The 25,189-nt window shown below is 58.1% G+C and carries 20 protein-coding genes, 1 pseudogene and 1 riboswitch; of the genes and pseudogenes, 9 read left to right on the forward strand and 12 right to left on the reverse strand.

From position 1 onward, the window contains the following. Nucleotides 1-14 precede the first annotated feature (14 nt). Nucleotides 15-1,307, reverse strand: a complete 1,293-nt coding sequence (locus CH289_RS05565; RefSeq protein ID WP_037158562.1) for a glycosyltransferase — start codon at nt 1,305-1,307, stop codon at nt 15-17. Between the two features lie 302 nt (nt 1,308-1,609). On the opposite strand from CH289_RS05565, the gene CH289_RS05570 reads away from it, so the two are divergent. The 6 genes from CH289_RS05570 (at nt 1,610) to CH289_RS05595 (ending at nt 9,538) form a co-directional block, all read left to right on the forward strand. Then, nucleotides 1,610-3,760, forward strand: a complete 2,151-nt coding sequence (locus tag CH289_RS05570; RefSeq protein ID WP_094727521.1) for an acyltransferase family protein — start codon at nt 1,610-1,612, stop codon at nt 3,758-3,760. After that, nucleotides 3,757-4,917 carry a hypothetical protein gene (locus CH289_RS05575; protein WP_094727522.1) on the forward strand — a complete coding sequence of 387 codons (1,161 nt, stop codon included), beginning with the start codon at nt 3,757-3,759 and terminating at the stop codon, nt 4,915-4,917. The genes CH289_RS05570 and CH289_RS05575 overlap by 4 nt, the downstream gene beginning before the upstream one ends. Before the next feature lie 252 nt (nt 4,918-5,169). After that, the gene (locus tag CH289_RS05580) at nt 5,170-6,576 is read left to right on the forward strand and encodes a polysaccharide biosynthesis tyrosine autokinase (protein ID WP_218828454.1); all 1,407 of its coding nucleotides are present in this window, start codon (nt 5,170-5,172) and stop codon (nt 6,574-6,576) included. Continuing rightward, the gene (locus CH289_RS05585; RefSeq protein ID WP_143545045.1) at nt 6,573-7,964 is read left to right on the forward strand and encodes an O-antigen ligase family protein; all 1,392 of its coding nucleotides are present in this window, start codon (nt 6,573-6,575) and stop codon (nt 7,962-7,964) included. Before CH289_RS05580 ends, CH289_RS05585 begins: the two co-directional genes overlap by 4 nt. A 31-nt stretch (nt 7,965-7,995) precedes the next feature. Beyond that, the gene (locus CH289_RS05590) at nt 7,996-8,784 is read left to right on the forward strand and encodes a hypothetical protein (protein ID WP_143545046.1); all 789 of its coding nucleotides are present in this window, start codon (nt 7,996-7,998) and stop codon (nt 8,782-8,784) included. A gap of 22 nt (nt 8,785-8,806) precedes the next feature. Beyond that, nucleotides 8,807-9,538, forward strand: coding sequence for an SGNH/GDSL hydrolase family protein (locus CH289_RS05595; protein ID WP_094727526.1), 732 nt, complete (start codon nt 8,807-8,809; stop codon nt 9,536-9,538). A 664-nt stretch (nt 9,539-10,202) separates the two neighbouring features. On the opposite strand, the gene CH289_RS05600 is transcribed toward CH289_RS05595, so the two are convergent. From CH289_RS05600 to CH289_RS05640, 11 genes and pseudogenes are all read right to left on the reverse strand, one after another. After that, complete coding sequence (locus CH289_RS05600) at nt 10,203-10,922, reverse strand: Coenzyme F420 hydrogenase/dehydrogenase, beta subunit C-terminal domain (RefSeq protein WP_256977047.1); 720 nt, start codon at nt 10,920-10,922, stop codon at nt 10,203-10,205. A gap of 24 nt (nt 10,923-10,946) precedes the next feature. Further along, nucleotides 10,947-11,426, reverse strand: a pseudogene (locus CH289_RS29005) (coenzyme F420 hydrogenase/dehydrogenase beta subunit N-terminal domain-containing protein); the annotation flags it as partial. Continuing rightward, nucleotides 11,419-12,507 carry a polysaccharide pyruvyl transferase family protein gene (locus CH289_RS05605; protein ID WP_094727528.1) on the reverse strand — a complete coding sequence of 363 codons (1,089 nt, stop codon included), beginning with the start codon at nt 12,505-12,507 and terminating at the stop codon, nt 11,419-11,421. The gene CH289_RS05605 and the pseudogene CH289_RS29005, both read right to left, overlap by 8 nt. A 36-nt stretch (nt 12,508-12,543) precedes the next feature. Then, nucleotides 12,544-13,845 carry an oligosaccharide flippase family protein gene (locus CH289_RS05610; RefSeq protein WP_094727529.1) on the reverse strand — a complete coding sequence of 434 codons (1,302 nt, stop codon included), beginning with the start codon at nt 13,843-13,845 and terminating at the stop codon, nt 12,544-12,546. Beyond that, complete coding sequence (locus CH289_RS05615) at nt 13,842-14,726, reverse strand: glycosyltransferase family 2 protein (RefSeq protein WP_094727530.1); 885 nt, start codon at nt 14,724-14,726, stop codon at nt 13,842-13,844. Before CH289_RS05615 ends, CH289_RS05610 begins: the two co-directional genes overlap by 4 nt. Further along, nucleotides 14,723-15,811, reverse strand: coding sequence for a glycosyltransferase (locus CH289_RS05620; RefSeq protein ID WP_179276745.1), 1,089 nt, complete (start codon nt 15,809-15,811; stop codon nt 14,723-14,725). Before CH289_RS05620 ends, CH289_RS05615 begins: the two co-directional genes overlap by 4 nt. Beyond that, nucleotides 15,808-17,055, reverse strand: a complete 1,248-nt coding sequence (locus CH289_RS28180) for a hypothetical protein (RefSeq protein ID WP_179276746.1) — start codon at nt 17,053-17,055, stop codon at nt 15,808-15,810. Before CH289_RS28180 ends, CH289_RS05620 begins: the two co-directional genes overlap by 4 nt. A gap of 1 nt (nt 17,056) precedes the next feature. Next, complete coding sequence (locus CH289_RS05625; RefSeq protein ID WP_094727532.1) at nt 17,057-18,154, reverse strand: glycosyltransferase family protein; 1,098 nt, start codon at nt 18,152-18,154, stop codon at nt 17,057-17,059. Further along, nucleotides 18,151-19,272 (reverse strand): glycosyltransferase, encoded by a 1,122-nt coding sequence (locus CH289_RS05630; RefSeq protein ID WP_094727533.1) that lies wholly within the window; start codon nt 19,270-19,272, stop codon nt 18,151-18,153. The genes CH289_RS05625 and CH289_RS05630 overlap by 4 nt, the downstream gene beginning before the upstream one ends. A gap of 48 nt (nt 19,273-19,320) precedes the next feature. Beyond that, nucleotides 19,321-20,829 (reverse strand): sugar transferase, encoded by a 1,509-nt coding sequence (locus tag CH289_RS05635; protein WP_462052392.1) that lies wholly within the window; start codon nt 20,827-20,829, stop codon nt 19,321-19,323. A gap of 619 nt (nt 20,830-21,448) precedes the next feature. Further along, on the reverse strand, nt 21,449-22,771 hold the full coding sequence (locus CH289_RS05640; protein ID WP_037111754.1) for a UDP-glucose dehydrogenase family protein: 1,323 nt from the start codon (nt 22,769-22,771) through the stop codon (nt 21,449-21,451). Between the two features lie 271 nt (nt 22,772-23,042). On the opposite strand from CH289_RS05640, the gene CH289_RS05645 reads away from it, so the two are divergent. From CH289_RS05645 to CH289_RS05655, 3 genes are all read left to right on the forward strand, one after another. Further along, nucleotides 23,043-23,294, forward strand: a complete 252-nt coding sequence (locus tag CH289_RS05645) for a hypothetical protein (RefSeq protein ID WP_037111756.1) — start codon at nt 23,043-23,045, stop codon at nt 23,292-23,294. An 81-nt stretch (nt 23,295-23,375) separates the two neighbouring features. Continuing rightward, nucleotides 23,376-23,562: riboswitch (cobalamin riboswitch) on the forward strand. A 64-nt stretch (nt 23,563-23,626) separates the two neighbouring features. Beyond that, nucleotides 23,627-24,634 (forward strand): ABC transporter substrate-binding protein, encoded by a 1,008-nt coding sequence (locus tag CH289_RS05650; protein WP_094727535.1) that lies wholly within the window; start codon nt 23,627-23,629, stop codon nt 24,632-24,634. Nucleotides 24,635-24,961: 327 nt separating this feature from the next. After that, entirely contained in the window at nt 24,962-25,174 is a 213-nt protein-coding gene (locus CH289_RS05655) for a P-loop NTPase family protein (protein ID WP_037158591.1), read from the forward strand. Nucleotides 25,175-25,189: the final 15 nt, after the last annotated feature.

Below are 25,189 nucleotides of genomic sequence, written 5' to 3' on the forward strand. Positions count from 1 at the left end.
TCCACTCGGAGTGCTCATGACGCTCCGACCCGACGGGTTGACCGATGCTCGATTCCTTCGTCCCACAGCTGTGCGGCGAGGTCGACGAAACGCGATGTACTCCAGACCGCCGACTCGCGTCGCGGCATCGCAGCAGCGTCCACGACGGCTGCTGCGATTTCTTCGCGGCTCGTACCCGCCCGAGCCTGCAGAGCGATCCCGGAGGTCCTTGCAAACTGCAAGACGGATGCCGCTCCGGTGCCGGTGAAGCACACGACGGGGAGCCCTTGCGACGTTGCTTCGCCCACGACCCCGCTGGCACCTTCTCGTCCGGAGGGGTGCAGGAGCACGCTCATTCCTGCCATCATTGCCAGCACCTCCGAGTGTTCGATACCGCCGTGGAACACCACGCGGCCCAGCACGCCCGTCCGCTCGCACTGGGCACGCAGGGCAGCAGCATGTGGGGTGCTCGTCTGTCCGACGATGTGCAGGGTCGCTGATGCAAGCGTCGGTGCGAGAAGGGCGTCGATTGCTATGTCGATCCGCTTACGCGCGATGAGGTGTCCCACGCACAGAATGTCCAGGCCCTCTCGATGGTCGACGCTACGGGCCGATTCGGCAGAGCGCGGAACCACTACATTCGGGAAGATGCGCGTCGGAGTTCCTGTCGATCCGAGCACGTCGACGACCGCCTCGTTCTGAGCCAACACCAGGTCACACCCACTCGCTGTGCGCCGTGCCGGCCATGCGATCAGAAGGTCCCGAAGCGCCTGCATACAGAATTGCCGCAGCGACGTCGCGGTCCGTGGACGGATGCGGAACACAGCGGCCACTCCTCCAGCACCGATCGGACCCCAGACCTTGAACACGTCTGCGGGTAATCGGGTTATCGGTGTGGACAACAGTTCGGTAGCGAAGACGACGTGGTGCGTATAGACAACGTTGTAGCGCCGTGCCAGTGACGGCATGCAGCGGCCGGCGAGACGCACCCAGATCTCGTGTTCGATGCGGGTGAAGCGTGGTTCGTGCCAGCGGAAGAACGAGGGCGCTCGGGGAATGTCGATGGCAACTACCTCGAATCGGTCGGCGAATCGGGCCGGAACCCGGCCGCGACAGGCGATCTCGGACCGACGGTTGGTGACGAGCACGACAACTGCGTCGACGGCTTCGGCGTGTTCGAGGGTTGCCAGCAAAAATTGCCATCCGACGCCCGGCTCGCTCGGCATGTCCGGGTGCACGACGAAGGCGGACACGACCACCGCATTGCGACCCGCCACCAGTCCCCCCTCGTCGATCCGGAAGACGAACAACATTTGCCGCCGATCCATACCGTAACTGTGAGGGGCACAAACGTCACCTCGATACGAGTTCGCGCGGGGTCGGAAATCGCATGGGCGTCAACGGAAGCGACGATTGGGAGGTTCGACAGCCACGATTCCGTCCTTCCGACCGTTATTCGATACCTTCTCCCGATGACCAGTCGACTTAATTCAGAAACACCCGCGCGCAGGGAATTTCGGGCAGCTAACAAGTCTCACGACTGGCAGGAATTGCAGGGCCATTGGGGTTAGAGTTCAGCAAATACCGTCCGGTCAGGTCAGCGACCGCTCGATTACCCACGAGGAACCGAATGACACTGCTTGCAGGGCGCGGGGGTCCGGAAGCGGAGACGACTCGAAGTCCGGACGTTCACACAGGGAACGCTTTCGGATACCGTGCCGATATACAGGGACTGCGCATGATTGCCGTTGTCCTGGTGGTCCTCGATCACCTTTTCGGCTGGCCCCATGGGGGTTTCATCGGTGTCGACGTCTTCTTCGTCATTTCGGGTTTTCTCATCACCGGACTCCTGCTTCGCGAGGGAAACCGCAGCGGTCGGGTTTCGATCTCCAACTTCTATCGTCGTCGAGCCCGTCGCATTCTTCCCGTATCGTTGCTCGTACTCGGCACTACGGTCACCGCCTCGTACGTGCTGCTCCTGACCAGCCGATTCGAAGACGTCGTCGGGGACGCCTGGTGGTCGCTCTTCTTCATGGTCAACTGGCATTTCGAAGCGGTCGGAACCGATTACTTCCAGTCCGCTCTGCCCCCGTCGCCACTGCAACATTATTGGTCGCTGGCGGTGGAGGAGCAGTTCTACCTGGTCTGGCCGCTCCTGATCGTCGCATTGTTGATGGCGACCAAACGTATTGTCCCTAGGTTGTCACTGGCAGTCCTGACGTGCGCATTCGCTGCGGCCATTGTTGCGTGTTCGTTCGCGTTGGCGTACCGCCAGAGCATCAGCGCACCGACTGTCGCATACTTCTCCACATTCACCAGGGCATGGGAACTCGGCGCAGGCGCTCTCGTCGCGGCCGGAGCATCGCTTCTCACCCGACTCCCCGGCATCATTCGAAATGCCATGGGCGCACTCGGCATTGTCGGAATTGTCGCATCCGCTTTCGTCATCGATCCCGCGTCTACGTTTCCTGCACCGACGGGTGCGCTGCCGATCGTATCGACGTGTCTGGTCTTGGCCGCGGGCATCGGCGTCAGTTCGGTCCGCTCCAATTGGATCTTGACGCTCCGACCCTTCGTGTACGTCGGGGCAATCTCCTACTCGCTGTACCTCTGGCACTGGCCCGTGATCGTCCTTCTCGAGTCGGTTCTGGCGCCGGGACTCGTGTACTACGTAACGGCCATTTCCTTGATGACCGTGCTGACGGTCGCTTCCTACCACCTCGTGGAGAAGCCGATACTGGGTTCGTCCTTCCTCGCGCCTGTCCGGCACGGCAGGGGCCGTAGGCGGAGCGCAGGCTCTCGCTCGAACCACGATGCACATGTGGTGGTTGTCGGTGCCCTGGGGGTTGTCCTCATCTTGTTGTCCATTGCCGTCTTCAACCAGCCCACTCGAGTGGTATCGAGCGACGCAGCACCCCCAGTCCTAGCACCCGTCGCCGCGTCCGACGCTCGGGCCGAAGACCCGCTTCAGGTGGCAATCAAAGATGCCCTGTCCGCAACGGAGTTCCCATCGTTGAGTCCGCCGTTGGACGACATCGAGAGCGGCATTCCCGAGGAGATGAATCCGGACATGAAGTGTATCGACTCACCCGACATCAGCTTGGACCTGTGCAACTTCGGAGATCCTGCTGCTCCTCAGTCCGCGTTCGTGGTGGGAGACTCGGTCTCGATGTCGTGGATGCCCGCGATTCGCGGTGCGTTGGAACCCAACGGCTATCGCGTGCACGGTTTTGCAATGGCGAACTGCCCGTTCGTCGCTGCGGACATTCTCATCGAGGAAGATCCCGAGTACTCGCAGAAGTGCAACGACAGCCGCGACACCGTCGTAGAGCAGATAAACACTGCCAGGCCAACTCTGTTGATCATCTCGGACATGGAGTACGGCATCGAGCGACTGGTCGACGAACCAGGATCACCCCAGGCTTGGATGAAGGCACGGACAGGTCTGATCGATCAGGTGGCGGAAAGCGGCGCCCGCATCGTGATCCTTGCCCCGGATCCGTTCGGCAAGGCCGTCACCGAATGTGCGACGCGAGTGTCATCGCCGTCGGACTGCGTCAGCCCGATTTCACCCAACTGGACGACCAAACGAAACGCAGACGAAGCCGCAGCCAAGGCCACCGGAGCAACCTTCGTCGACACGAGGCCGTGGTTCTGCTTCCGATCGTCGTGCCCGATTTTCGTGTCCGGCATCGTCGTACGTTGGGACACAGGCCATATCACGTCCAACTACGGGCGGTACTTGATCCCGCGCATGACCGAAGTGCTGCTCCCGTCATGATCACCCGCGCGCTGCCGGCAACCGTGGTCGCCATGGCCGTAATGGTGGCTGCGTTCCTGTTGATCCCGGCTCGCCATGCCGGCGCGCTGGATCCGTGGTTCGGAGTGGACAGCTCGGATGCGCTGCGGTACATCACGATGGCGAACGGTGGAGAGGTCGAGTACCCGTGGGGTGGGCGATGGTCGATACCGTGGATTTCCTCCCTGTTCGGAGATTCGGCGACGACGGTACTCAGAGTGCTCAACTACGTGTTCGCCTTCGCGGCAACGACTCTGATCACCTACAGCGCAGCCAAGCTGTCCGGCTCGTACCGCGCGGTGGCTGCAGCGTGGTTGTTCACTGCGACCGGTGCCGCCTACACCCTGCTTTTTCAGAACCCGTATCTCTTGGACTCGGCTGGATTGCTCGTCATCGCGCTGATCGGTTTCTGCTACCTCCGGCACCGAGACCTGCCCATGCTTGCCCTTATCCTCATCGGCGTCACGGTGAAGGAGGTAGTGATCGGCTTTCTGGTCCTTCTCCTCTTTCGGCGTCAGTGGGCCTTGTTCTCGATCGGCGCCGTGGCGTCGTGCGCTCTCCTCGCGTACGGGGTTCACAGATCACCGCCCGGGTCGGCCCTGTTCCCCGAACCAGGGTTCGGCATCGTCGTCAAAGGTTGGTTCGGCTTCGGCGCCGGATGGGTGCTGATCCTCGCAGGTATCAGCTCTCTCGGTCTGTACATTGCTCGGTCGTCGCACAAAGCGAAAGCAGTCCAGGAGCTACGCTCGAGTGGGCCAGCTCAGTACTTCGCGACGGTTGTCGTGATCGCGCTCGCGTCGTTGCCGTTGGCGACGGATACTTCTCGACTGCTGGTGTTCGCTCTGCCCGCCACACTCCCGATCACTGCCGTGGTGCTGTCGAAATGCACCCGCCGCACGCTGCTGATTGCCTGCGGACTCGCTGTCCCGGCCGTGTTCGTGGTTCTTCCGACTCGTGTGTCCTTCGCCCTCAAGCCTGAAGTGCTGACACAACTCGAGGAGTGGTACGCCGCCAACATCGCTGCCATCTTCGTCGCGACCGTTCTGTCGACCGTCGGCGCGTGCATTGCCGCGCGCCCATTACTCGCTCGGTCACCGAGCCGAGTCGACGCGTTGAGCGATTTGGGAGTGACACAATGACCGAAACCGATCGCTTATCCGGTTTGCATCGACGCAATTCGTCGAATGTATTGAACACCCGTGAAATTGTCGTCACAAACCGTTGTTCTGCAGAGGACGATATTCGCTTGTGTAGAAGTTTCCGTTGTGCCGCCAGTACATTGATCAAGCAGTCTCGAACACGTACGGCGGCGGCGTGTACATTACGCGGGCCGTCAGCTCTTTCGTTTCGGTCACCGTCGAGCGTGATCGCAGAAGATGAGGAGACAGCCAGTGGGCGTTCGTGAGTATGCGCTGGCCCTACGATCCCGGTGGTTGACGATCGTGGCGACCACGCTCGTCGGCGCTATCGCGGCCCTTCTGTATTCGCTGCTGGCCACGCCCGTGTACCAGGCATCGACTCGCTTTTTCGTATCCACAGCTGCGATATCAGCGAGCGACGTCTATCAGAGCAACCTCGCTTCACAGCAGCGTGTTGTCTCCTATACCGATCTGCTGTCCGGACGCGCCCTTTCGGAGCGCGTGATCGATCAGCTCGGCCTCGGGGTCAGTCCGAACGAACTGTCGGCGCAGATACTGGCGACGTCCAAGCCGAACTCGGTGCTGCTGGATGCCGCTGTCAACGACACGTCACCCGAACGTGCCCGTGACATCGCAAATTCCATCGGCGCACAGTTCCCTACGCTGGTGAGCGAACTCGAAACTCCATCGGACGGAGGCACGGCCAGCGCGACGGTCGCGGTCGCCGAACAGGCCGAGCTGCCGACGCAGCCGATCTCACCGAAGAAGGTGCGCAACGTCGCGCTCGGGATCACTGTCGGTTTCCTCCTCGGCGTCATCGGCGCGCTGATCCGCGACCGCTTCGACAACACCGTCAAGGACGCCGCCGTTCTGCAAGAGCTGACAGACAGCGTCCTGGTCGGCAACGTTCCGTACGACAAGCAGGTCAAGGACAATGCTCCGATCGACTTCGGCACGTCCACTGCACCCGTCGCAGAGGCCTACCGGGAACTGAGGATCAATCTCAAGTTCCTCGCCGTCGACAACCCCCCGCGGATGCTCCTCATCACCAGTGCTATTCCGGGAGAGGGTAAATCGACCACGGCGGTGAATCTGGCATTGTCGCTTGCCGAGATGGGCAATCGCGTCGTCATAGTCGACGCCGATCTTCGGCGTCCACGGATTGCCGATTACCTCGGCATCGTGCCCGCGGTCGGCGTCAGCTCGGTCATCTCCCACGACGCCAAGGTCGACGAGGTTGTTCAGGCGTCGGGATACGAGAACGTGTGGGCCGTCGCAGCCGGGCCACCGCCGCCGAATCCCAGTGAGTTGTTGGGTAGTTCAGCTGCGCAGTCATTGCTCAAAGACCTGCAGCGGGCATTCGACTATGTCGTCGTGGATTCCCCGCCGGTGCTACCGGTCACCGATGCCACCGTGCTTGCTACGCAGTGTGATGGCGCGATACTCGTGACGCGCTACGGGCACACGACCAAGGATGAAGTCTCTCGTGCCGCCGCGACTCTCGAGACCGTCGGCGCAGCGTTGCTTGGGGTCGTGATGACGGTGATACCGACGTCGAGCCGTCCGGGCTCGCGGTACGGATACGACGCGCCGCAACCGGCGCAGCCGCCCAAGCATGCCCCCGTCCCGACCGCCGCCGCCCGCAAGCATCTTCGTTGACCGGCCGCCCCATGGCTCGGCGCTGGAGATCTTTGCCCGTCGAAGGGTCACTGCGGGAGCTGTTTGCGTTCGTTGCGATCGCATTCGTGGTCACCTACGCGACTCTGGCCGAGACGTTTCTGGTCACTGTCGTCGCGTCCATCATCGTGGTGGGCGTAGCCGTCGCGGTGTCGCTGTCCGATATCCGATGGGCATGGGCCCTGTACTTCTTGGCGATCTGCTCCAGCGGCCTTCAAACCACGGTTTCGGGCCTGACAGTGCGGCCGGAGTACTTCGCAGCACCGATTTTCGTTCTCGCTCTGTACGCCCATTCGCGACGCGACGGCACCTCGGCGGCTCGCCGTCCGGTGCCCGGGGGCGTGTACATAGGCGCGGCGGGCCTGGTGGCAACAGGTCTCTTGTCGAGTCTGCTGGTTGCCCCCGAGGCCGGCGCGAGCTTGCGGATGGGCGTGCAGTTGATCGTTGCGCTACTGGCCATGATTCCACTGGCATCGGTGAACATCGATATCAGGACGACGATCTTGCGGGGCTCCGTCATTCTCAGCACGATCTCCGTCGCCAGCATCCTGTACTTCCTCGTCGATCCCTCACGCCGGGTCAGCGGACTGGCTTTCGAATACAACATCATGGGCAGTCTGTGTGTCGGCTGGATCGGAGTGCTGTACTACTTTGCAGACGACGCCAAGGTGGTCACACGGCAAGTCTTTGCGATGTCGGTCCCGATCGTGATCGCGCTGATCCTCACCTCGACCCGTGCTGCCTGGGTTGCCCTGGGATTCATCCTGCTTTTCTGGGCTGCGCGTAACGTGACGAAACAGCCTGTCACAGTGATCAGTTCATTGCTCGCGGCCGCGCTTGCTGCCTTCTACCTGCAGGAAATCTACTACTCGGTCGGCGACCAGGACACATTCCTGTGGCGAGTGGTCCATGTCGTGGACATTCAGACAGGAACCGGCGCTTACCGGGTGCAGCTGTGGAACGACGCGCTCACTCAGATTGCGACACGAGATTGGGGCGTGCTGTTCGGAACCGGGTTGAACTCGTTCCCCCAGTTCAATCCGGTAGATCCCACCTTCGTCGCTGCGGCGTACCTGAGCTCGATGTGGCTGGCCGTTCTCTACGACGTCGGAATCGTTGGCACCATCTTCTTCCTGGTCCTCGCCACCAGCCTGTTCCTGGCGGTGAAGAACAAGTGGCGGGCAGTTCCTCTCTTCGTCGCACTTGCCGTCTGCACGTCGATCACCAACATCATCTGGTTCGCATTTCCCTGGACTCTCATAGCGCTCGTCGTCAATGCATCTCTCGTGGGGACAACTGTGCCTCTGCGAAAATCGAAGCGATCTGCTCGCGGTGCCCACCGTCGCCGGCACAGGCTGGTCCCGTCGTGAACACGTGCTCCCTTGCAAGGAGGTCTCCACAGTGACCCGGAATGTTCGGTGGGCGGCAGCATGTGTCGCCCTCCTTGCTGCCGCCGCGATGCCGGGATGCAGCACTGCGTCCGACGATTATCAGTCGACGACGGCAGCGACTTCTACCGCTGAACCGACGCAAACCTTCGCCTCTCGTCTCGCCGCAACCGACGCCCCGCTCGATATCTATCTCGTGGGAGACGGTACGGGCGCGTCGCTGGGCGGCTGGGTCTACCTGACGATTCAGTCCCTCGCGCAGACGTCGGGGCGTCCCGCCGATATCCGCGAATGGGACGTACTGGCGGGCGAGGGATACATCGAACCCGCTATTCATGTGGCCGACGGCGCCGGGCAGCCCATCACATTGTGGAACGCCTCGGTCTCCCGCAACATCGACTTCATCAACGACGTGCTGCCCCAGATGCGACCACCTGCCGAGATCGACCTGGTGCTGGTGAACAACGGGCTCGACATCGGACCGGCCATGCTCGCCCAGGAGTCGATACCTCTGATGCGTGTCCTCCGAGACCAGAATCCGGGGGCATCTGTCGTCTCGATCCTGCAGCCCGCACCAAGTCAGCCCGAAGCTCAGAGCGATCAGCAACGCGCCAACACCCGGGACCTGAAGATATCGAGCCGGAAGAACGAGTTTCAGACCATCGACGTGGCGACGGCCCTGAGCGAAGCACTCGACGTGTACGACGGCGTGGACCGCTATGCGAATACGGAAGGCCAGCGCATCTGGGCATCGGTGGTCGCCGACAGCCTGACCTCCGACATCACGGTGCCAAGCCAATAGCGTCGAGCGAACCGGGGGGGACATGAACAGCAGCGAAGATCTTCCGAAGCGCCGGACCAGGCGACGACCGAGCGTCGTCGCATTCGTGTTGGTGTCGTTGCTCGTGTTGATCGTCAGCGGCATCGCCGGCTGGTCGATCGGCTCGATGTCCGAACCTCCGGGTCAGGGCAATGGCCCGTCTGCCGGGACACCGGACGTTCCCACGTCCGTGCCCGTGGTGGCGTTCATCGGGGATTCCTACAGTCAGGGAATCGGCGCGTCCTCAGCCGGCACGCGGTGGACCACGTTGGCATCGGCGGCCCTGGGATGGTCGGAAATGAACCTTGCCGTCGGTGGCACCGGTTACACGACCTCTTATCTGGGACAACCAACCGATTACGCGACCAAGGTCGAGTCGGTCCGCGCGGCACAACCCGACATCATCGTGGTCTCCGGGGGTAGGAACGATTACCTCACCAGCGGCCCGCCCGAGATCGGCATGGCAGCCGCAGCGCTGTACGGGCAATTGCGCTCGGCAGTCCCAGATGCCGAGCTTGTAGTGGTCAGCCCGATCTGGGAGGCGACGGACATTCCAGCAGAGTTCGCCAGAATCATCGGCAGCATCCAACGAGCAGCCGAGGGTGCGTCGGTGAAATACCTGGACATCGGTGAACCGTTGGTCGGTCACCCGGACCTCATGGTGGCGGGCGGCCTGCACCCCAACGACTCGGGCCACCACAACATCGCAGAGCAGGTAGTCGCCGCCCTCGGCTGAGCTCATTGGGTGATTCGGATCTCGATCGGACCCAGAAAGCGACCACGAGCTTGATTTATCCGATTTTCCAGACCATTCTGTTGGTCATGTGGTTGTTCAAGCAACTTGCGAGACTGGGATTGGTATCAAAACCACAGCCAGCTGAGCAGCTGGAGTGCAACTGCTCAGGGTGTTGCTATAGCCGATAGTCAGACAGTTTGACGGGTTCGCGCAAACAGTTACCGACAAGGTCGACCACCCTGCGATGCATACTCACAACGCTACTTCTTTAGCCGAAACAGCTCTCACCATGTCGCGGACAACAGTGAGTTGGAAACGCCACGTCCCAGACCCAAGACACCATCTCTGCACTGGCAGCACTCCGCCATACTCGATGACTCAACTCCGTGACCGGCGTCGTGTGCCTTCAAGCCCACGATGGGATGCGTCGCCAGCAGTAGACCACACTGTCCTGAGGCTGATCAGACCCACGATCCGCATTGACACAACCCAATCGAGACAGTCAGGACACAACTTGACCTTGGTGTCATCGTGGCATGTACACGCTGCACTCAGACAAACGCCGGGCGCGGTTTAGACGCATCGCGCCGATAGCCGTTCAAGGACAACGTTTCACACTTTGTGTAGGTTAGTAAACGCTTCCGAAATCTCAATAGCGCCAGTCCTACATTTCGGTGTATCCAGATCGGCGGACCCGACGGTACGTGCCGGCTACCGTGCGAACGCTTTCTTTAAAGTTCATGACAAATTTCCAGCCCAATCCATACCCGACGTACTTGGGGACAGACCGACCGCCCAACCGTGCGCCGAAAACTCGTGCAGCTACGGTCCTGCGCCGATTTACCTGATAGCGCTGCACCAGCGGGAATCGCTTTAAATCCACCGATTCAATATTCAGAAAACCCGCCTCTTGGGCTGCTGCAACTACCTTCGCACCCCGCGCGGTCTTTGCAATCAACAAGGTCTGACCCGGTCGCTCTTCCAGGATGGGCCAACCTTGTTCATCTGAATCCCAATAATCAGCACCGGCAATATCCGCACTATCACCGACTCCGTCCGGACATATTTTGCAGCGCCATTGCAAAGTCTGGTTCAAGTACTTGCCCCAAGAATCGGAATAAGCCATATAGCCTTCTTCGCCAATATCAGATTTGACATAAAAACCGCCAGGCCAACCAAATCCTCGGTAACGCAAGTTCGTCACGCGCGCCGAGTTACCGATTAGCGCGCTCTTCAAAAGACTAGTCGACTTTTGAGAGGGTACGCCTGCGCAGAAGAACGAAAGTCTTATTGGCGACGTTTCGCCTGAGCCCCCAGCCTGACGCACTGCACTAATCTCGCAGGGTTTTGCGGTCACAACAGACGCAGAATCCAGCAGATTCATCCCAATCAGACTCGAAGACGGCGCATACCTGGAGCCCGCCGACGTAGTAACATCGGACGGCCGTGTAGCGAGATGCGTTACGGTTAACTCAGGTGACTCGCTACCCCCGCTGACCCCATGAGCCGAACCTACAGTACCGCTCGCAAGCAGATACTGCTGAATCGCAGAAAGTGCACCCCCACTGCTACCCCTAAACCGAAGTGCAGGATCGACCGCACTAGCTGTCCACACGGCTACCGCATCGCCGAGACCGCCGGGTAGCGACCAAGACCCCGCCGGCGGCTCCGGGCGAGCGACCACCAAGCCAGGACAAGAACGCATGAACGTCTGAGCACTTTGGATTGAGGGTTCTGGGAGGCCGGGATCACCAGACACTACAGGCCTAAGGTACTGATCATTGTCCAGCGCCATCGAAATCGACGGGTCTAGTGTCGCGCAGAAGCCACACCCAGAACAATTTCCTGCGAGGACAACGGACCGAATCGACGCGTGCAGTTTATTCATGGTTTACCTTCAATACCGTCTCAGACAGTTTTTCCAAACTGCTATCTAGGCGCGACCGAGCATAAACCGCCACGCGCGCTGCCTCCTCCCTTGCATCGACTAATTGCATCGTGTGTTCGAGCAGCTGCGATGCGGATGGACCAGACTTCAGATCCCGCACGTGACTCCACCCGATGTCCTGCATAAGCGGAGCAAACTTACGAGAATAGGCGAGGGCCAGGCTGGGGACCCCCAGGGAGAGCGCGTTCAAGCAAGCATGCATTCGCGCGCCGACAACCACCTCATACGCACCAATCAACTCCCGAGCAGACGTCAAATTCGACGGGAAATGCGATTCGACGTCAAACCCGCGGCTTAATAACGAACTTACCGCGTGCGAATCATCGTCTAATTGATTTTGACTACCGTGAACATGAGCAAGAAGCGCATGACTAACACCGCGATCCGACAACATCCCCAAATAGTCCATCATTGTTCGTTGATAAACCCGATAATCGACATGCTTGTTTGGATTCCATAACAATCCGGACACGTTAACAAGTACACCAGACCGCACTGCATCGTTCACAGGAGGAAGAGCAAAAACTAGATCGGTCGACGACAACCTAGTCGTTGAAGGTGCGAGATGCTTCACCGCCTGATCACTTCGCGCGTCACGCGTCATTACGGCGGAAACACCCATAAGGCTCCATCGAGCAACACTACGCCCTAGCATCGAATCAAATGGACCTACAGTCTGCGGTCCCAACACAGTCGTCACATTTGCCTTAATAGCTAATTTTCTGAACATACACAGATGTTGAAGGCGCTGTTGCCCGTATATGTCAGCAAAACTATCACCGGAACCGGTATCGAACACGATATCGAACCCGCTCAGCCAATGCGTGATCGGACCAGGCTTCACTAGTTCTTTTAACAGATTCCGTCTACCAATTTCAAACCCTGGACCTATATCCCCAAAGTTGTACTGGACGACATCGGTGAAACCGGCCCGATCCAGTACAGCCTGAGCCCCCTCGCCGAGAACTCGAACTCCTAAATTAGCCGACGTTGGACTTCCCCAAAGCACTAGGGCACGCATAGCAACCTCTCCAAGACAAAGATGAACCGTAGACCACTATTTCCTAAAAATCATCCCAATTCCCGCCCACAGCATTGCCCGGTCAAAAGCAAATGTGCGAACCCCAAGGCGCAGACATCGCATTAAAAGAAAAAGTGTAACGACGAAACCGAATGAAGAGGCAATAGCCGCGCCAATGGCACCAAAATCAGAGGCTAGAAGAAAAAGCAGAAGGACACTTGTTGCTAGGCCCAAAAGCTGACATAGCGTCATTGCAATACCCCGATTCTCGGCAGCCAAGGCCAAAGAGCAAACGTATCCGCCTACGACCGCTACTGATCCAACAAGCGCAATTAGAGCGACCGGTATCGACGCACGAAAAGCAGGACCAAAGATAATCGGTATTAAAAACGGAGATGCGATGCCCAGTGCTATTGACAGCGTCAGCCCGACCATGATGCTCGACCCAACGGTCTCCTCCAACATTGACTTAGACCGACCGGCAGCTTTCGCCATCTCGGAAAACCTAGAAGCTCCAAGTGCGTGGGCTACAGGAATTGGTAAACCTGCTATTGTAACCGCAATTGCATACTGTCCGGCCGAAGCTGCGCCAATGAGTGGCAGCACCAACACCTGATCCAGGCGGTGTGTAGCGACTTCAGCAGCCTGGCTGCCCACCAAGCGACAACCCTCGCCAAGTAGAGATGCCAACTCGGTCGGAGACGAAGTCCATCCCATCGGATTTAGAGCTATAGCCACCACGCAGGTGAGTACCACCGAGACAGTGTTGAGAACAACAACTGACAACATACTCACGCACGAAAAAACCGATAGAGCAACAACGCCAACAAAAAATACAACCGCCTGGACCGACTGAACGACCGCTACCCTAAGATACTTCTTTCGAGCGACTAGAACGTTAACATCGATCATCCACGAGATTGCTAACGGAAGAATGCCCATCCCGCAGAGAAACGCGACTTTCACACCAAATGGGAGATCACGAAGAAGCGTCTCCACAAGAGCAAAGGCCACACCAATACCAGGTAACGACGCAATAGCACTGATCACGCGTGCCGAACTCACAACACCCGCGGGGGAGGCGGTGACAGATACTCGCCTGCGAATTGCTAAAGGAACTCCGAGTGCAAGAATAATCGGCGAAATGGCCAGAACAGCCAGCAGCGCTGCGACGTATCCGCGGTCTGCCGGCCCCAGCGCACGAGCAACTATTGGCGCCGTTGCTAGACCGAACAACGCAGACAAAATCCGACTGTAGGTCAATGCAACTGGCGCGTCCAAAAGACGCACTATTCTTCTCAGACCTGTCGCCGACCTTAGATGCAGCCCCTTATTCATCTACTACCGACCGCCCTGCACACTTCGATTACACGATCGCCAGGCAAAACGACGGCCAATGGAGAAAGTGCTGCGAGCAGCAATCTACGGAATTTGAATCGCTTTAGCGGCCGCACAAGGAAGTCAATTACCCAATGCAAACCGAAAACCAAAATCGACGGACTGCGCAAAGTCGGATATAGCTTGATGCGGTTACGGGCGCTGAAAAAGAATTCGAGATCAGACGACACCGCATTCGTGGACGACCCCGCGTGATGCACAACCAGGTTGTCGGAAATTAGGCCGACCGTATATCCGGATTCCATCTGCCACTGCAGCTCTTCGAGGTATAAGAAGAAGTCATTTCGCCAATCCACTGCTCTGACGAGTGTCCTTTTGGGTACGACGATGTTTGCACCCGACGCCCAGGATGTTTCCTCGACAGTACCAGCGCGATGAGACTCGATATCTTGACCGTATAGAAGATGAGATGTTCTGCCACTGCGCCGGTCTACCCATCCACCGCCGTACCAGATGGTTCGGTGATCCCCGAATGTAGAGAAAGATGTGTAGAGGTCGTAATTCTCTCGTTTATCGGCCTTTTCATATTGCTCGATCGCGTCACCGCTAACCTCGCAATCGTTATTCAGAATCCACAGATAATCGACGTCTAACACTCTTGCAGCATGCATCAACAAGTTAACAGCACCAGCATAGCCCAAGTTTGAGCCAGGATGGACAATTTTAACCATCTTGTTGCTGGATATGTAGGTTTGCGAATTGTCAACAACAAGTATGTGCAAAAAATCGCCACTATGTTTTGACTTGAGGACCGTCTCTATACACCTATTAGTCGAGTCCGATGAGTTATAGTCCACAAGCCCAACAGCCCAAGTCGTCATGCGCTCTCAACCACCGAGGAGTAAACAGTCGCATATGATGCAGCGGTGTTCCGAATGTTGAAGCTACTTTCCGCTTTCAATCGGGCCTTGATGGATAACGCATCATATTCGGTGTCAGTGAGTGCCAACGCCTTTCTAATCAAATCTGCCAGACCATCACTGTCCCTAGGCGCGCACACCATCCACGACTCCGCCGCCAACAACGAACATGATCCGACGTTCGTAGTTAAAACAGGAACGCCATACGACAAGGCCTCAATTCCAACCATAGGGAGCGCCTCGCCGTAAGCGCTAGATATAATCAGAAATTTAGACGTTCGTATCACGGGAATAGGATCCGACAAAGCACCCAGTGCTGTGATGGGTAGTTGGTCGATATCGACCCCCCCTCTGTTTAGTACGTCGAGTTCTGACTTATCCACGCCGATGAAAGTCAGACCACAGCTTGGCCAACTCTTTGCTATCCGGCTGAACGCCAAAAGAAGCGTCGAATGGTCTTTCATCAGATGCGGACGACCAACATGAACGAGGTCGCCGGTCTCACCCTTGCGAAGTTGCGCCGTCGGCATCACGACACCATTGGGTATCTCGACAATTTTTTGTTTAGATATACCTGTCTCTATGGAGAACTTACTAGCCGCTGCCGTGCAGGAAATGACCCTGTCGACGCGAAATGAAGCAAAGCGAATGACTCGTGCGAGGACCCTGGTTCTAAAGCGGTCACCGTCCCCATAACCTGATGAATGGATTGTCCAAAGAAGTGGCTTCTTCCTAAAAATCAAAAGTGCGAGTGAGCTGATCAAATCTGACTGCAGCAAATGAGACTGCACTACGTCGGGATTCACGAACCGAATCTCTTTGACCAATTTTTTCAATGCCGTGTCGATGCGCCACGATGACCGCTGAATGCTCAGGTGCTTTACTGAAGAACAAGCTCTTTCCAGTCGCGGCGCCAACTTTCCCGGTGTTGAAAGCACTACACAGTGAACCTCGACACCACTGTTTCGACCTTCGATGGCCAAGTTCTCAATTAGCGTCTGCGCGCCGCCCAATCCTGAGTCATTAATAATGTGGAGAACTTTCATACCCACACCTCCTTCGGTTGATCGCGACCTGACCAATATTTCGCTTCTATCGTCGAAGAATTTATGAACGGCACACCTACAAATACGCCTATCGTGATCCAGACCAAGCTCGCGGTGTCGTACGAAATAGCCAGAGTCGGTACTACTAGCGCTGTGATAGTCGCACATAATGCCTGAATGACGGATAAATGTTGGCGCAGGGATCGGTAGGCCAACAGAGTAAGCAGGAGCAGTGGAACAAGACCGAATACGATTCCGCCCTCGGCAATGTACCTCACCGTAATGCTGTAGACGCCTCTTGGTAAGTAGGTGGGGTCTAGATCCAGAACAGGTATCTTGTTCTGAGAAAACAGATATGCCGATGAGTCACGTCCGAGCCCAACAAGTGCGGTCCTGGCATCCAGGAATGCATACCTCAACGCCCCATAGGTGGAAGCCCACCGGTCACCCCATGACCATTGAGCTTCTGATACCCGGCTTTGGTAGACCTGCAGCGCGGTATATGCACCAACCGCTGGAATCAACGTCAATACAAGGGCTCGTCTTCCCATTTGTTTGGAGCTTAGAGCAAACACGGTGAGAGGGCATATGCAAGCGATAAACACGCCGGACCTAGTTTGGACCCCCACAACTACGCATACGAGTAGGATTATCCACGTAGCCTTGCTCAGTTTATCCTTCGTCGCTTTTTCGCAACTAAGAAGAGCAGCAACACCCAGGCATAGACTGCCTGCAAGGAATGATGGTTCAGGAAACCAACCATAGGGTCTTTGCGTCGAGTAGACTCCGCCGCTACCTGTACCCTGCGCTTGTGGGTATCCAGCAAGATCGTACATTTCAGCAAATGGTATTACACCTTGTCCAATCTTGAATGATTGCCACACCGCAAACAACGCAGACACAGCTAGGCCGAACTTGAGCGCCCTCACGACCACTTCGAAATAGCTGGTCCGCATCATGTCGTAAACAGCAAATATTGGTATTGCCCATAAGGTGAACAACAAGGATCCAAGTATCGCCGAGGGTGCCTGAGGGACAAACATTAGCACCCCAGCAAATACCGATATCATCGGAGCTAGAAGGAAGTACGAAACTCGCAAACTCGGCGCTGTGAGTCTTGATGTAGCAAGCCATATCGCCGCTGCAATTACGCAAATCGGTACGTGACTGTTTGAACCAACTGGAATCGCTAAATACGGCATAAATGCCGCTAAGATGACCACAGAAGCAAGTAAGCTACGCATCCTAGAATGCTTCCGAGAAGGTTTCGCCGAGGACTGCATCCGCGACCGCCTCCCAACTTGAGTCGGTCTTCAAGTCTCGAATGTCGATCTCCTTGCTCATTGCTCTGAGCAATGCGCTCTCAAGGTCGCTACTGTCCCCATTCTTGAACCATACCGGCCAGTCCGACCCGCATTGCTCCAACAAAGAAGGGAGGTCGCTACACACCACAGGCTTTTGATGACGCCTTGCATGCTCAATTATACCGCTTTGCGCCTGAAACTCCCGGTATGGCAATACGATTACGGACGCATTCCTCACGAGACTTTCAAACAAATTTTGGTCCAGAAATCCCGGAGTATAATGCACAAGATCTGGAGATGACTCCTGCAAAGATTTAAGCGCTTCGTCTTGGTCGGCGTCAATCACTTTACCCGCGACCTTGATTGCCAGCCCAAGTTTCACCGCTGCCCGTGCTGCCAAATCGAAGCCCTTGTTCCACCGAATCTCTCCAATGGCCAGCAGGTAATTTTCGTTATCGTTGGTCGACTTATCGACTAGCTGGCGAGTCTGTTCTACCCATCCTATAGTCGGCAGTGGAACTGTGGCCACAGTGCTCTTTGGGACCAGGCTAGATAACAGCTTCGCCTGTTGGTTGCCGTGCGTGATAACCGCGTGGCAGCTGTTAATTAGCCTTATCTGTAGCCACTCTTTGAGCCTGGTTCTAATAGACAGCGCGCCCGATGCGTGCATCTTTGCATTGTGGGCGAAGAGCACTTTTCGATTAGCGCGTACGAGAGACAGAACCGGGAATCTTGGCTCCTCAAATAGAACCACATTTATGACGCCAGCCGTGCGTGACCAGCACAGCAAACGGTAATTTTCCTTCATGAAAGTCCGGACACGCTTACTCAGTCCATCAGCATACGAGAGGTCGGCGGCCGCAAAGATCTCGATTAGACGTACACGCTCAGGAAGTTTGCCGTGCATGTAGTCGCCCGCTCCAGACCGGGTAAGTACAACAACGTCCATCTTGCTACGCGTAACCATCGCGGCCGCCAGGTTCAACGCATGCTCGATATGCCCGCCCTGTGGAGTCGAGCACACAATTAAGTTCATCATTGTCGGGGGCCATTCTTCAGAACGCGAGGCAAACTTTCATGCACAGTGCATCCCCTGCGTAACCGCGCAGTTGCGCGTGAGTTTTCGGCGGCCAGATCGATCGCTTTTGAATAGGCGAGCCGCAGTGCAATTGACATTTGGTCAAAGCTATTATGACGTGCGACTTCTCCCGTTTGGAACAAGACCTGGTTCTTGTAGTTCTCGTCTTGAAAAAATAGCTTCATTGCAGTAGCCAATTCTGCATCGGACTCTCCGAATGTTGCGTAGCCGAGGCTGACCATGCTTGGTATTGCTCGCGCCAACACCGGTAGACCGAGACTTGCGGCCTCTATCGAAGAGATCGGTGCGCCTTCCCATTTAGCTGTATGCACATACAAAGAACATTCAGCCAATATTTTCAGCGCCTCGCTGGGCTGAATCCACCCGGTTACATGTACTCCGGACTCCCTGAGTCTAGTAGTTGAGTCTGGGTCCCCGCTGCCTATCCACACAAACTTTAGGTTTAGTTTCCTATTTGCGCGCGCTGCCTGCGCAAAAAGGTCGGGATCCTTTTGAGCACATATTCGTCCTACCGCTACGACGGTGTCAGACCGCTCGACGACACCAACACTGGCAAATATCTTTGGTGCCGGATTCGGGACAATGGTAATAGATGCTCTTGGCGCTAACTCTGCCGCAAGGCGCGCCTCATAGGGACTGACTGCTGCCAACACCTGCTTACGTGCTTTAAGCAAGATAGATTCGACTTTTCGAATTGCCCACCGGTTGATGTAGCTAATATCCCGTCTCTCCATACCAAAGCAGTGCGGTGAATACACGATCGCGACCCGTTGCTTTATAAGACCACGCAACACTCCCGCGTGACTGGAGTGAAGATGCACAATGTCAGGTGAATATTTGGTTAGCTTTCTTAGTGAATATAAAACGAACTTAGGCAAAGAGCCTTCAACTATTATAGAGTCGGTGTTGGGTGGCCAGTCGTAAGTTTCTTGGCCCGGCCGTTCACGTGCGACCACAATATGACGAAAGTCTGGGCAAGCCTCGATATAATTGACTATTGCTGATCGGACTCCGCCTCCGAGTGCCTCCGTGATGTGCAAGACCGTGCGCTGCTTCACTTTTCCCCATCAATCATAATTTTCCAGTGAAGCACGTGGCACGAGCGGTTAATATGCACCGTCACTACCTGCCACGGCCTTGACTGTCTTGGCTATTATCAGCAGATCGCCAACCATTGACCAGTTCTCGACATAGGAGAGATCCAGGCGGACAGTCTCCTCCCAAGACAGATCCGACCGTCCGCTCACCTGCCACAGACCCGTAATACCGGGCTTCACCAGTAGGCGTCGCCGGACTTCACCGTCGTACGTTTCGACTTCTCGACGTAGCGGCGGCCGGGGACCGACAACACTCATCTCTCGTTTCAGCACATTCAGGAACTGTGGCAGTTCGTCGATGCTGAAGCGGCGCATGAACTTGCCAACCTTGGTAACCCTTGGGTCGTCGCGCATCTTGAACAGCACGCCGCCCTCGCTCTCGTTCTGCGCGAGTAGAGCGTCGACCTGTTTGTCGGCGTTCTGGACCATGCTGCGGAACTTGATCATGTCGAACGGCTTGCCATCGATGCCCATGCGCTCCGACTTGTAGAACACCGGACCGCGGCTTGTGAGCTTCACGGCCAACGCTGCAACCAGTAGAACGGGAGTGATCATGAGGAGAACCGCACCGGCGAATGCGAAGTCGAAAGCAGTCTTGCTGAAACGAGTGGCACCGTTGTATTGCGGCTTCTCGACGTGGATGAGCGGGAAGCCTGCAACGGGGCGCATAACCAATCGCGGGCCGGCCACGTCAACCACGCCAGGCGCGACCACGAGGTCCACGTTCTTCTTTTCGAGGTCCCAGACCATCTTGCGGATGCCCTTGGTGCCGAGGTGCTCAGTAGCGGTCACGGCGACGGTGTCGGCGCCGGACTTTTCGATCGCGTCGACCACGCTGTACTCGTCACCGAGGATCGGGATCTCGAACCCGTCGACCGTGATGGCATCACGCTCGGGTTCGTAACCGGGCAGGCACATTCCCACCACGCTGTAGCCGGCGGCGGGGTTGCGCTCGAACTGCTTTGCCATCGACACTGCCGCCTTGCGGCTTCCGACGATGAGAACCGCGGTCTGATATTGACCTTTACTTCGCTTCGCGGCGACAGTCTTGCGCCACGCCCATCTGCTGAGCAGGAGACCGAGGAGCCCCACGGGGAGCGCGATCGCCAAGTACAGCCGAGCGATATCGATCTTGAAGAGAAGCGACAGAATGGCGATGACGCCGAACAGTCGGAACGTCGCGGACACGATACGGCGGTATTCTTCCGCGCCGTTGCCGATGACCCTGGGCGAGCGGGTACGGAAGATCGCGAGAAACGAGATCCAGATAGCTGCTAGCACGACGGACACTCCGGTGTAGCTCGCGAAGGCGCGTGCTCCCTCTGACTGCAGCTCGCCGAACCTGATCAACTGAGCTGCGGCGACCGCTGCGACGACAACGACAACGTCCGTGACACGAAGCCTGTCGACGTACTGATGCTCCCAGACACGGCGCGAGGTAAGACGTCTCTCACGCTTCGGTGCCTTCTCTAGCGTGCCCCCGCCCGGAGTCCGCTGCACTGATCCGATAGTTGCCACCGACTCCCCCTCCTCACTCTGCTTCCGCAGCTCGAAGGCCGGCGGAATGTCGTCAATGAACCGTGGCTCGACACATCTGCACTGACGTGAGGGAACCGATCGCTACCTGCCCGCTGCTCGAGCATTCAAATTTTCGCACGCAATCGGAAAAGCGACTCTCCAAGTGGGTCACATCACAGAATGATTACGCCGACCCAACTGGTTTACCACACCCGCAATCCCGCCCGTGGGCAAGTTTGTGAGATTTCCCGACGCGAGGTGCATCGACAAAAATTCAACCTTCGTTACAGGCAAACTCGACCCCGGCCCAAGCTTGGTGAGTTTCACTGCAGCACAACAGATGTCTGCGGAAGTTTCACAAGCGTGACTCGATGAGTCAGCTTGATTTACATCGTCGAAACATGCAAGTACGCCTGATTTTTACACAAGACGTCCAAATGCTTCGACAAACCTTCCATGCGACGTGCGTTTTCGCACAAGCGGCCATTGTGCCGGTTTTGCGGGTCTCGCACAAACGTCGAATGGGAATTGTTAATTCACATGAATGACGCTGGTTTCTGGCAATCTTCAAAACCCGAGTTCAGCGTCTTGAACGGGCTGAAACAAGCATCAGGGACGGTTACGGACGTCCTAGCCCGCGGTAAGTCCATCCCGCGGCTCGCCACTCGTCCGGGTCGAGGCAGTTACGACCGTCGATCAAGGTTTTCGACCGAACCACTCCGTCGAGGTCCGCCGGCTTCAGTGCCTTGAACTCTTTCCACTCGGTAAGAACAAGCACAACGTCAGCACCCTCACACGCCTCGAGCGCCGTCGTGCTGTACGACAAGGTCGGGAACAGTGCACGTGAGTTCTCCATTGCCCGTGGGTCGAAGACGTTCACGGATGCGCCCTGAAGCTGGATCTGACCAGCCACGTTCAGGGCGGGAGAGTCCCTTACGTCGTCGGAGTCGGGCTTGAAGGCTGCTCCCAGGACAGCGACACGAGCACCAAGCAATGACCCGCAGGCCTCCCGAGCAAGCTCCACCATGCGCGTCCGTCGACGCATGTTGATGTTGTCCACCTCGCGTAGGAACGTCAGGGCCTGATCAGCACCGAGCTCGCCAGCGCGAGCCATGAAAGCTCTGATGTCCTTGGGAAGGCAACCACCGCCGAAGCCGATGCCCGCATTCAGAAACTTGCGGCCAATCCGGTCGTCGTGGCCGATCGCGTCCGCCAAAACCTTCACGTCGGCGCCGGAAGCCTCGCACACCTCGGCGATGGCGTTGATGAACGAGATCTTGGTGGCCAGGAAGGCGTTGGCCGACGCTTTGACCAACTCCGCTGTGGCCAGGTCGGTGACCAAGAACGGGATCTGCTCGTCGAGAAGCTGGGCGTAGACCTCACGAGCCAGCCCCTCTGCCCGTCCCGGACGGTCCCGGTCCACACCGAGGACCATCCGATCGGGGTGCAACGTGTCCTGCACGGCAAATCCCTCGCGGAGGAACTCCGGATTCCACGCGACCTCGACATCGTCACCAGCCGGTGCAAGTTCGCGAGCACGGGCGCCGAGCCTGGACGCTGTTCCGACGGGAACCGTCGATTTTCCAAAGATGACTGCCGCTCTGGTAAGCAAAGGCGCAAGAGTCTCGATGACGGAGTCGACGAACTTCATGTCCGCGGCATACTCACCACGCTTCTGCGGAGTCCCAACACCCAGAAAGTGGATGTCAGCGAATTCCGCGGCTTCGCTGTACGACGAGGTGAAGCGCAGTCGACCCGCGGCAATATTGCGCTGAAGGACTGCTTCTAGGCCAGGCTCGTAGAAGGGGACCTGGCCGGCTACGAGCTTGGCGAGCTTCGACTGATCGGTGTCGACACCCAGCACGTCGTGCCCGAGCTCGGCCATGCACGCCGCATGGGTCGCGCCCAGATACCCGATCCCGAAAACTGTCACTTTCGCCATTGCATTCCCCACTTGTCGACGCACTGCACAGGACTGTCTGATATCCGCTACGGCCCCCGTCAACACATCCGGTCTGGAACAAGGCGCGGAGGCGCACGTCGCAATACGACTACAGCGGTCGACACGGCCGGTGAAGGCAACGTGGACGCGCGACCAACTCGGGTGGTCGACTCAACGAATTGGGCGGTTATGAATCATCACGATTGCAACGGTGGCCCTACTGTGCAGGTTGCCGGAGTATGAGCACTCCCCAGCCGAAAGAGGTGACACCATGTCCGATGCCCCGCACACGCACATCGAAGACGACGTCCAGATCCTCGTTCGGCTGTGTGGCTACTCCCCCGAACATGCTCGCGCGGAACTGACTGCCTTCTCCTACCGCGAGCGAGCCGGGTTGATTCCTGTCGGGGATGCGCTCGCGACCCTCGCCCGTACACCGGACGAAGGCAACGCCGTCGGTAATCGTCGGCGTTGGCGGGATGCCCTCCGGGGCTCTGCCGCCGCCAGCGAACTGGCAGCGTGACGAGGCACGGTACCGGCGTCGCCCAGCCGTGATAGTTCCGGCGGTAGACCGTCGCCGGATCGGCTCAGGCCTGAGGGGCGATGGTAAATTTCCTCCGCCAGCAGACTGCCTGGGAACAGGTGGTCAGGGAATCCGGTGGGAATCCGGAACTGACGCGCAGCGGTGAGAAGGACCGGCGGGGCGACACGCCACTGAGCACGAACGCTCGGGAAGGCGCTTCGTTGGGATGAATTCGAGTCCGAAGACCGGCCGGCAACGCTTCGCCGAAGGCGGAGTGTTCACACCGAGACGGACTCCGCGACCCGAGTCCCCGACGAAGCGAGCGTTCCTGCATGCGCATGGCCACACCCAGATTCACCACCACCGTTCTCGCCGTCCTGATCGCGGGTTCGGCAGTTGCCTGTTCCTCTGACAGCGGCGACGCATCCGCGGAGAACGGCGCCGCCGCGTCTGTGACCAACTGCGATCGAACGGTCACTATCGACGAACCCATCGAGCGAGCGGTTGCCGTCAATCAGCCCGCCGCCGAGCTACTGCTCGCGCTCGGCCTCCAGGACCGGATGGTCGGGTACGCAATCAGCGACGACGGTGTGCTTCCCGAGCTCCAAGACGCGCTTTCGCAAGTCGAACCCCTCGATGCCGAGTTCCCGTCGTTCGAAACCGTCCTCGATCGAGACCCGGACTTCGTCTACGCCACCTTCGACTACACCTTCACCTCCGAGGGCATCGCGAGCCGCGACCGGTTCGACGAGATGGGTGTTGCAACCTACCAATCTCCCAGCGAGTGCAGCGGGCAGGAAGCAGAACAGACACGACCGCTGACGCTCGACGACCTCTACGCGGAGATCCGTGAGGTCTCGGCTCTGTTCGGGGTCGAGGAACGCGGCGAAGAACTGGTCACGAGCTTGCGTGATCGGGCTGCCGAGGCGACGACGGATCTCGGTGCCGAGGACGTCAGCCTGGCCTGGTGGTACGCCGCCACCCGCACTCCATACCTCGCGGGCTGCTGCGGTGCGCCCGGGCTCATGACGTCGGCGGTGGGCGCCACCAACGCCTTCGCCGACAGCAACCAGTACTGGCCCGAGATCAACTGGGAGGCCGTCTACGACCGCGATCCCGACGCCCTCGTCCTTGCCGACCTCGACCGCGGTGGCGACGGAGACAGCGCGGCCGCCAAGATCGCTTTCCTCGAATCCGACCCCGTGGCAAGCCAGCTCACCGCCGTGAAGAACAAGCGCTACATCATTCTCGACGGCACCACCATGGATCCGTCCATCCGCAACGTCGGTGGCACCGAGCAACTTGCGGACGGGCTCCGCCGGTTCGGGTTGGCCGGATGAACTCACAGGAGATCCTGGCGAGCTGGGACGCGCAGCAAGCTGGCTGCACTCGTCGAAGCAGGACTGCAGCAGGACCAGAAGATCGGGAGGAAGCGGTTGTTCAGGTCAAGAGGACGTAGCAAGAAACTTGCCACATCTCGGGTACATGTAAAAATTTCGGCCAAATCTTTGCATGTCATAACCCGGCCGGGCTCGACGTGCAGTTGCGTCGCCTCACGCTGACCGGGCCTGGCATTGATTCGCTCTACCACCTGGTGAATGCGCGCGGCCGCCTCACGGAACTTGCGCTCGGCTTCTGCCGGTTACGAGTCCACTACGATGCGAGACATGTCCGATCACAGTGACGCCGCCACCAAAGTCGAGGCCCTGTCCGCTGAGCTACGGCAGTTGGACGAGCGGCGTATCACGATCGGTGCCGAGTTGGTGGACCTGCAGTTCGGGCTCGACGCCGAAGCGAAGATCGCCGCAACCTCAGTGCTGAAGGACGAGTACTTCGGTCGGCTGTTCGCGCTCGCCGACGAGTTGAAGAAGGACCACTAGCACCGACTCACAGAC

The organism is Rhodococcus sp. RS1C4 (assembly GCF_002258225.1).
Lineage (GTDB): Bacteria > Actinomycetota > Actinomycetes > Mycobacteriales > Mycobacteriaceae > Rhodococcoides > Rhodococcoides fascians_E.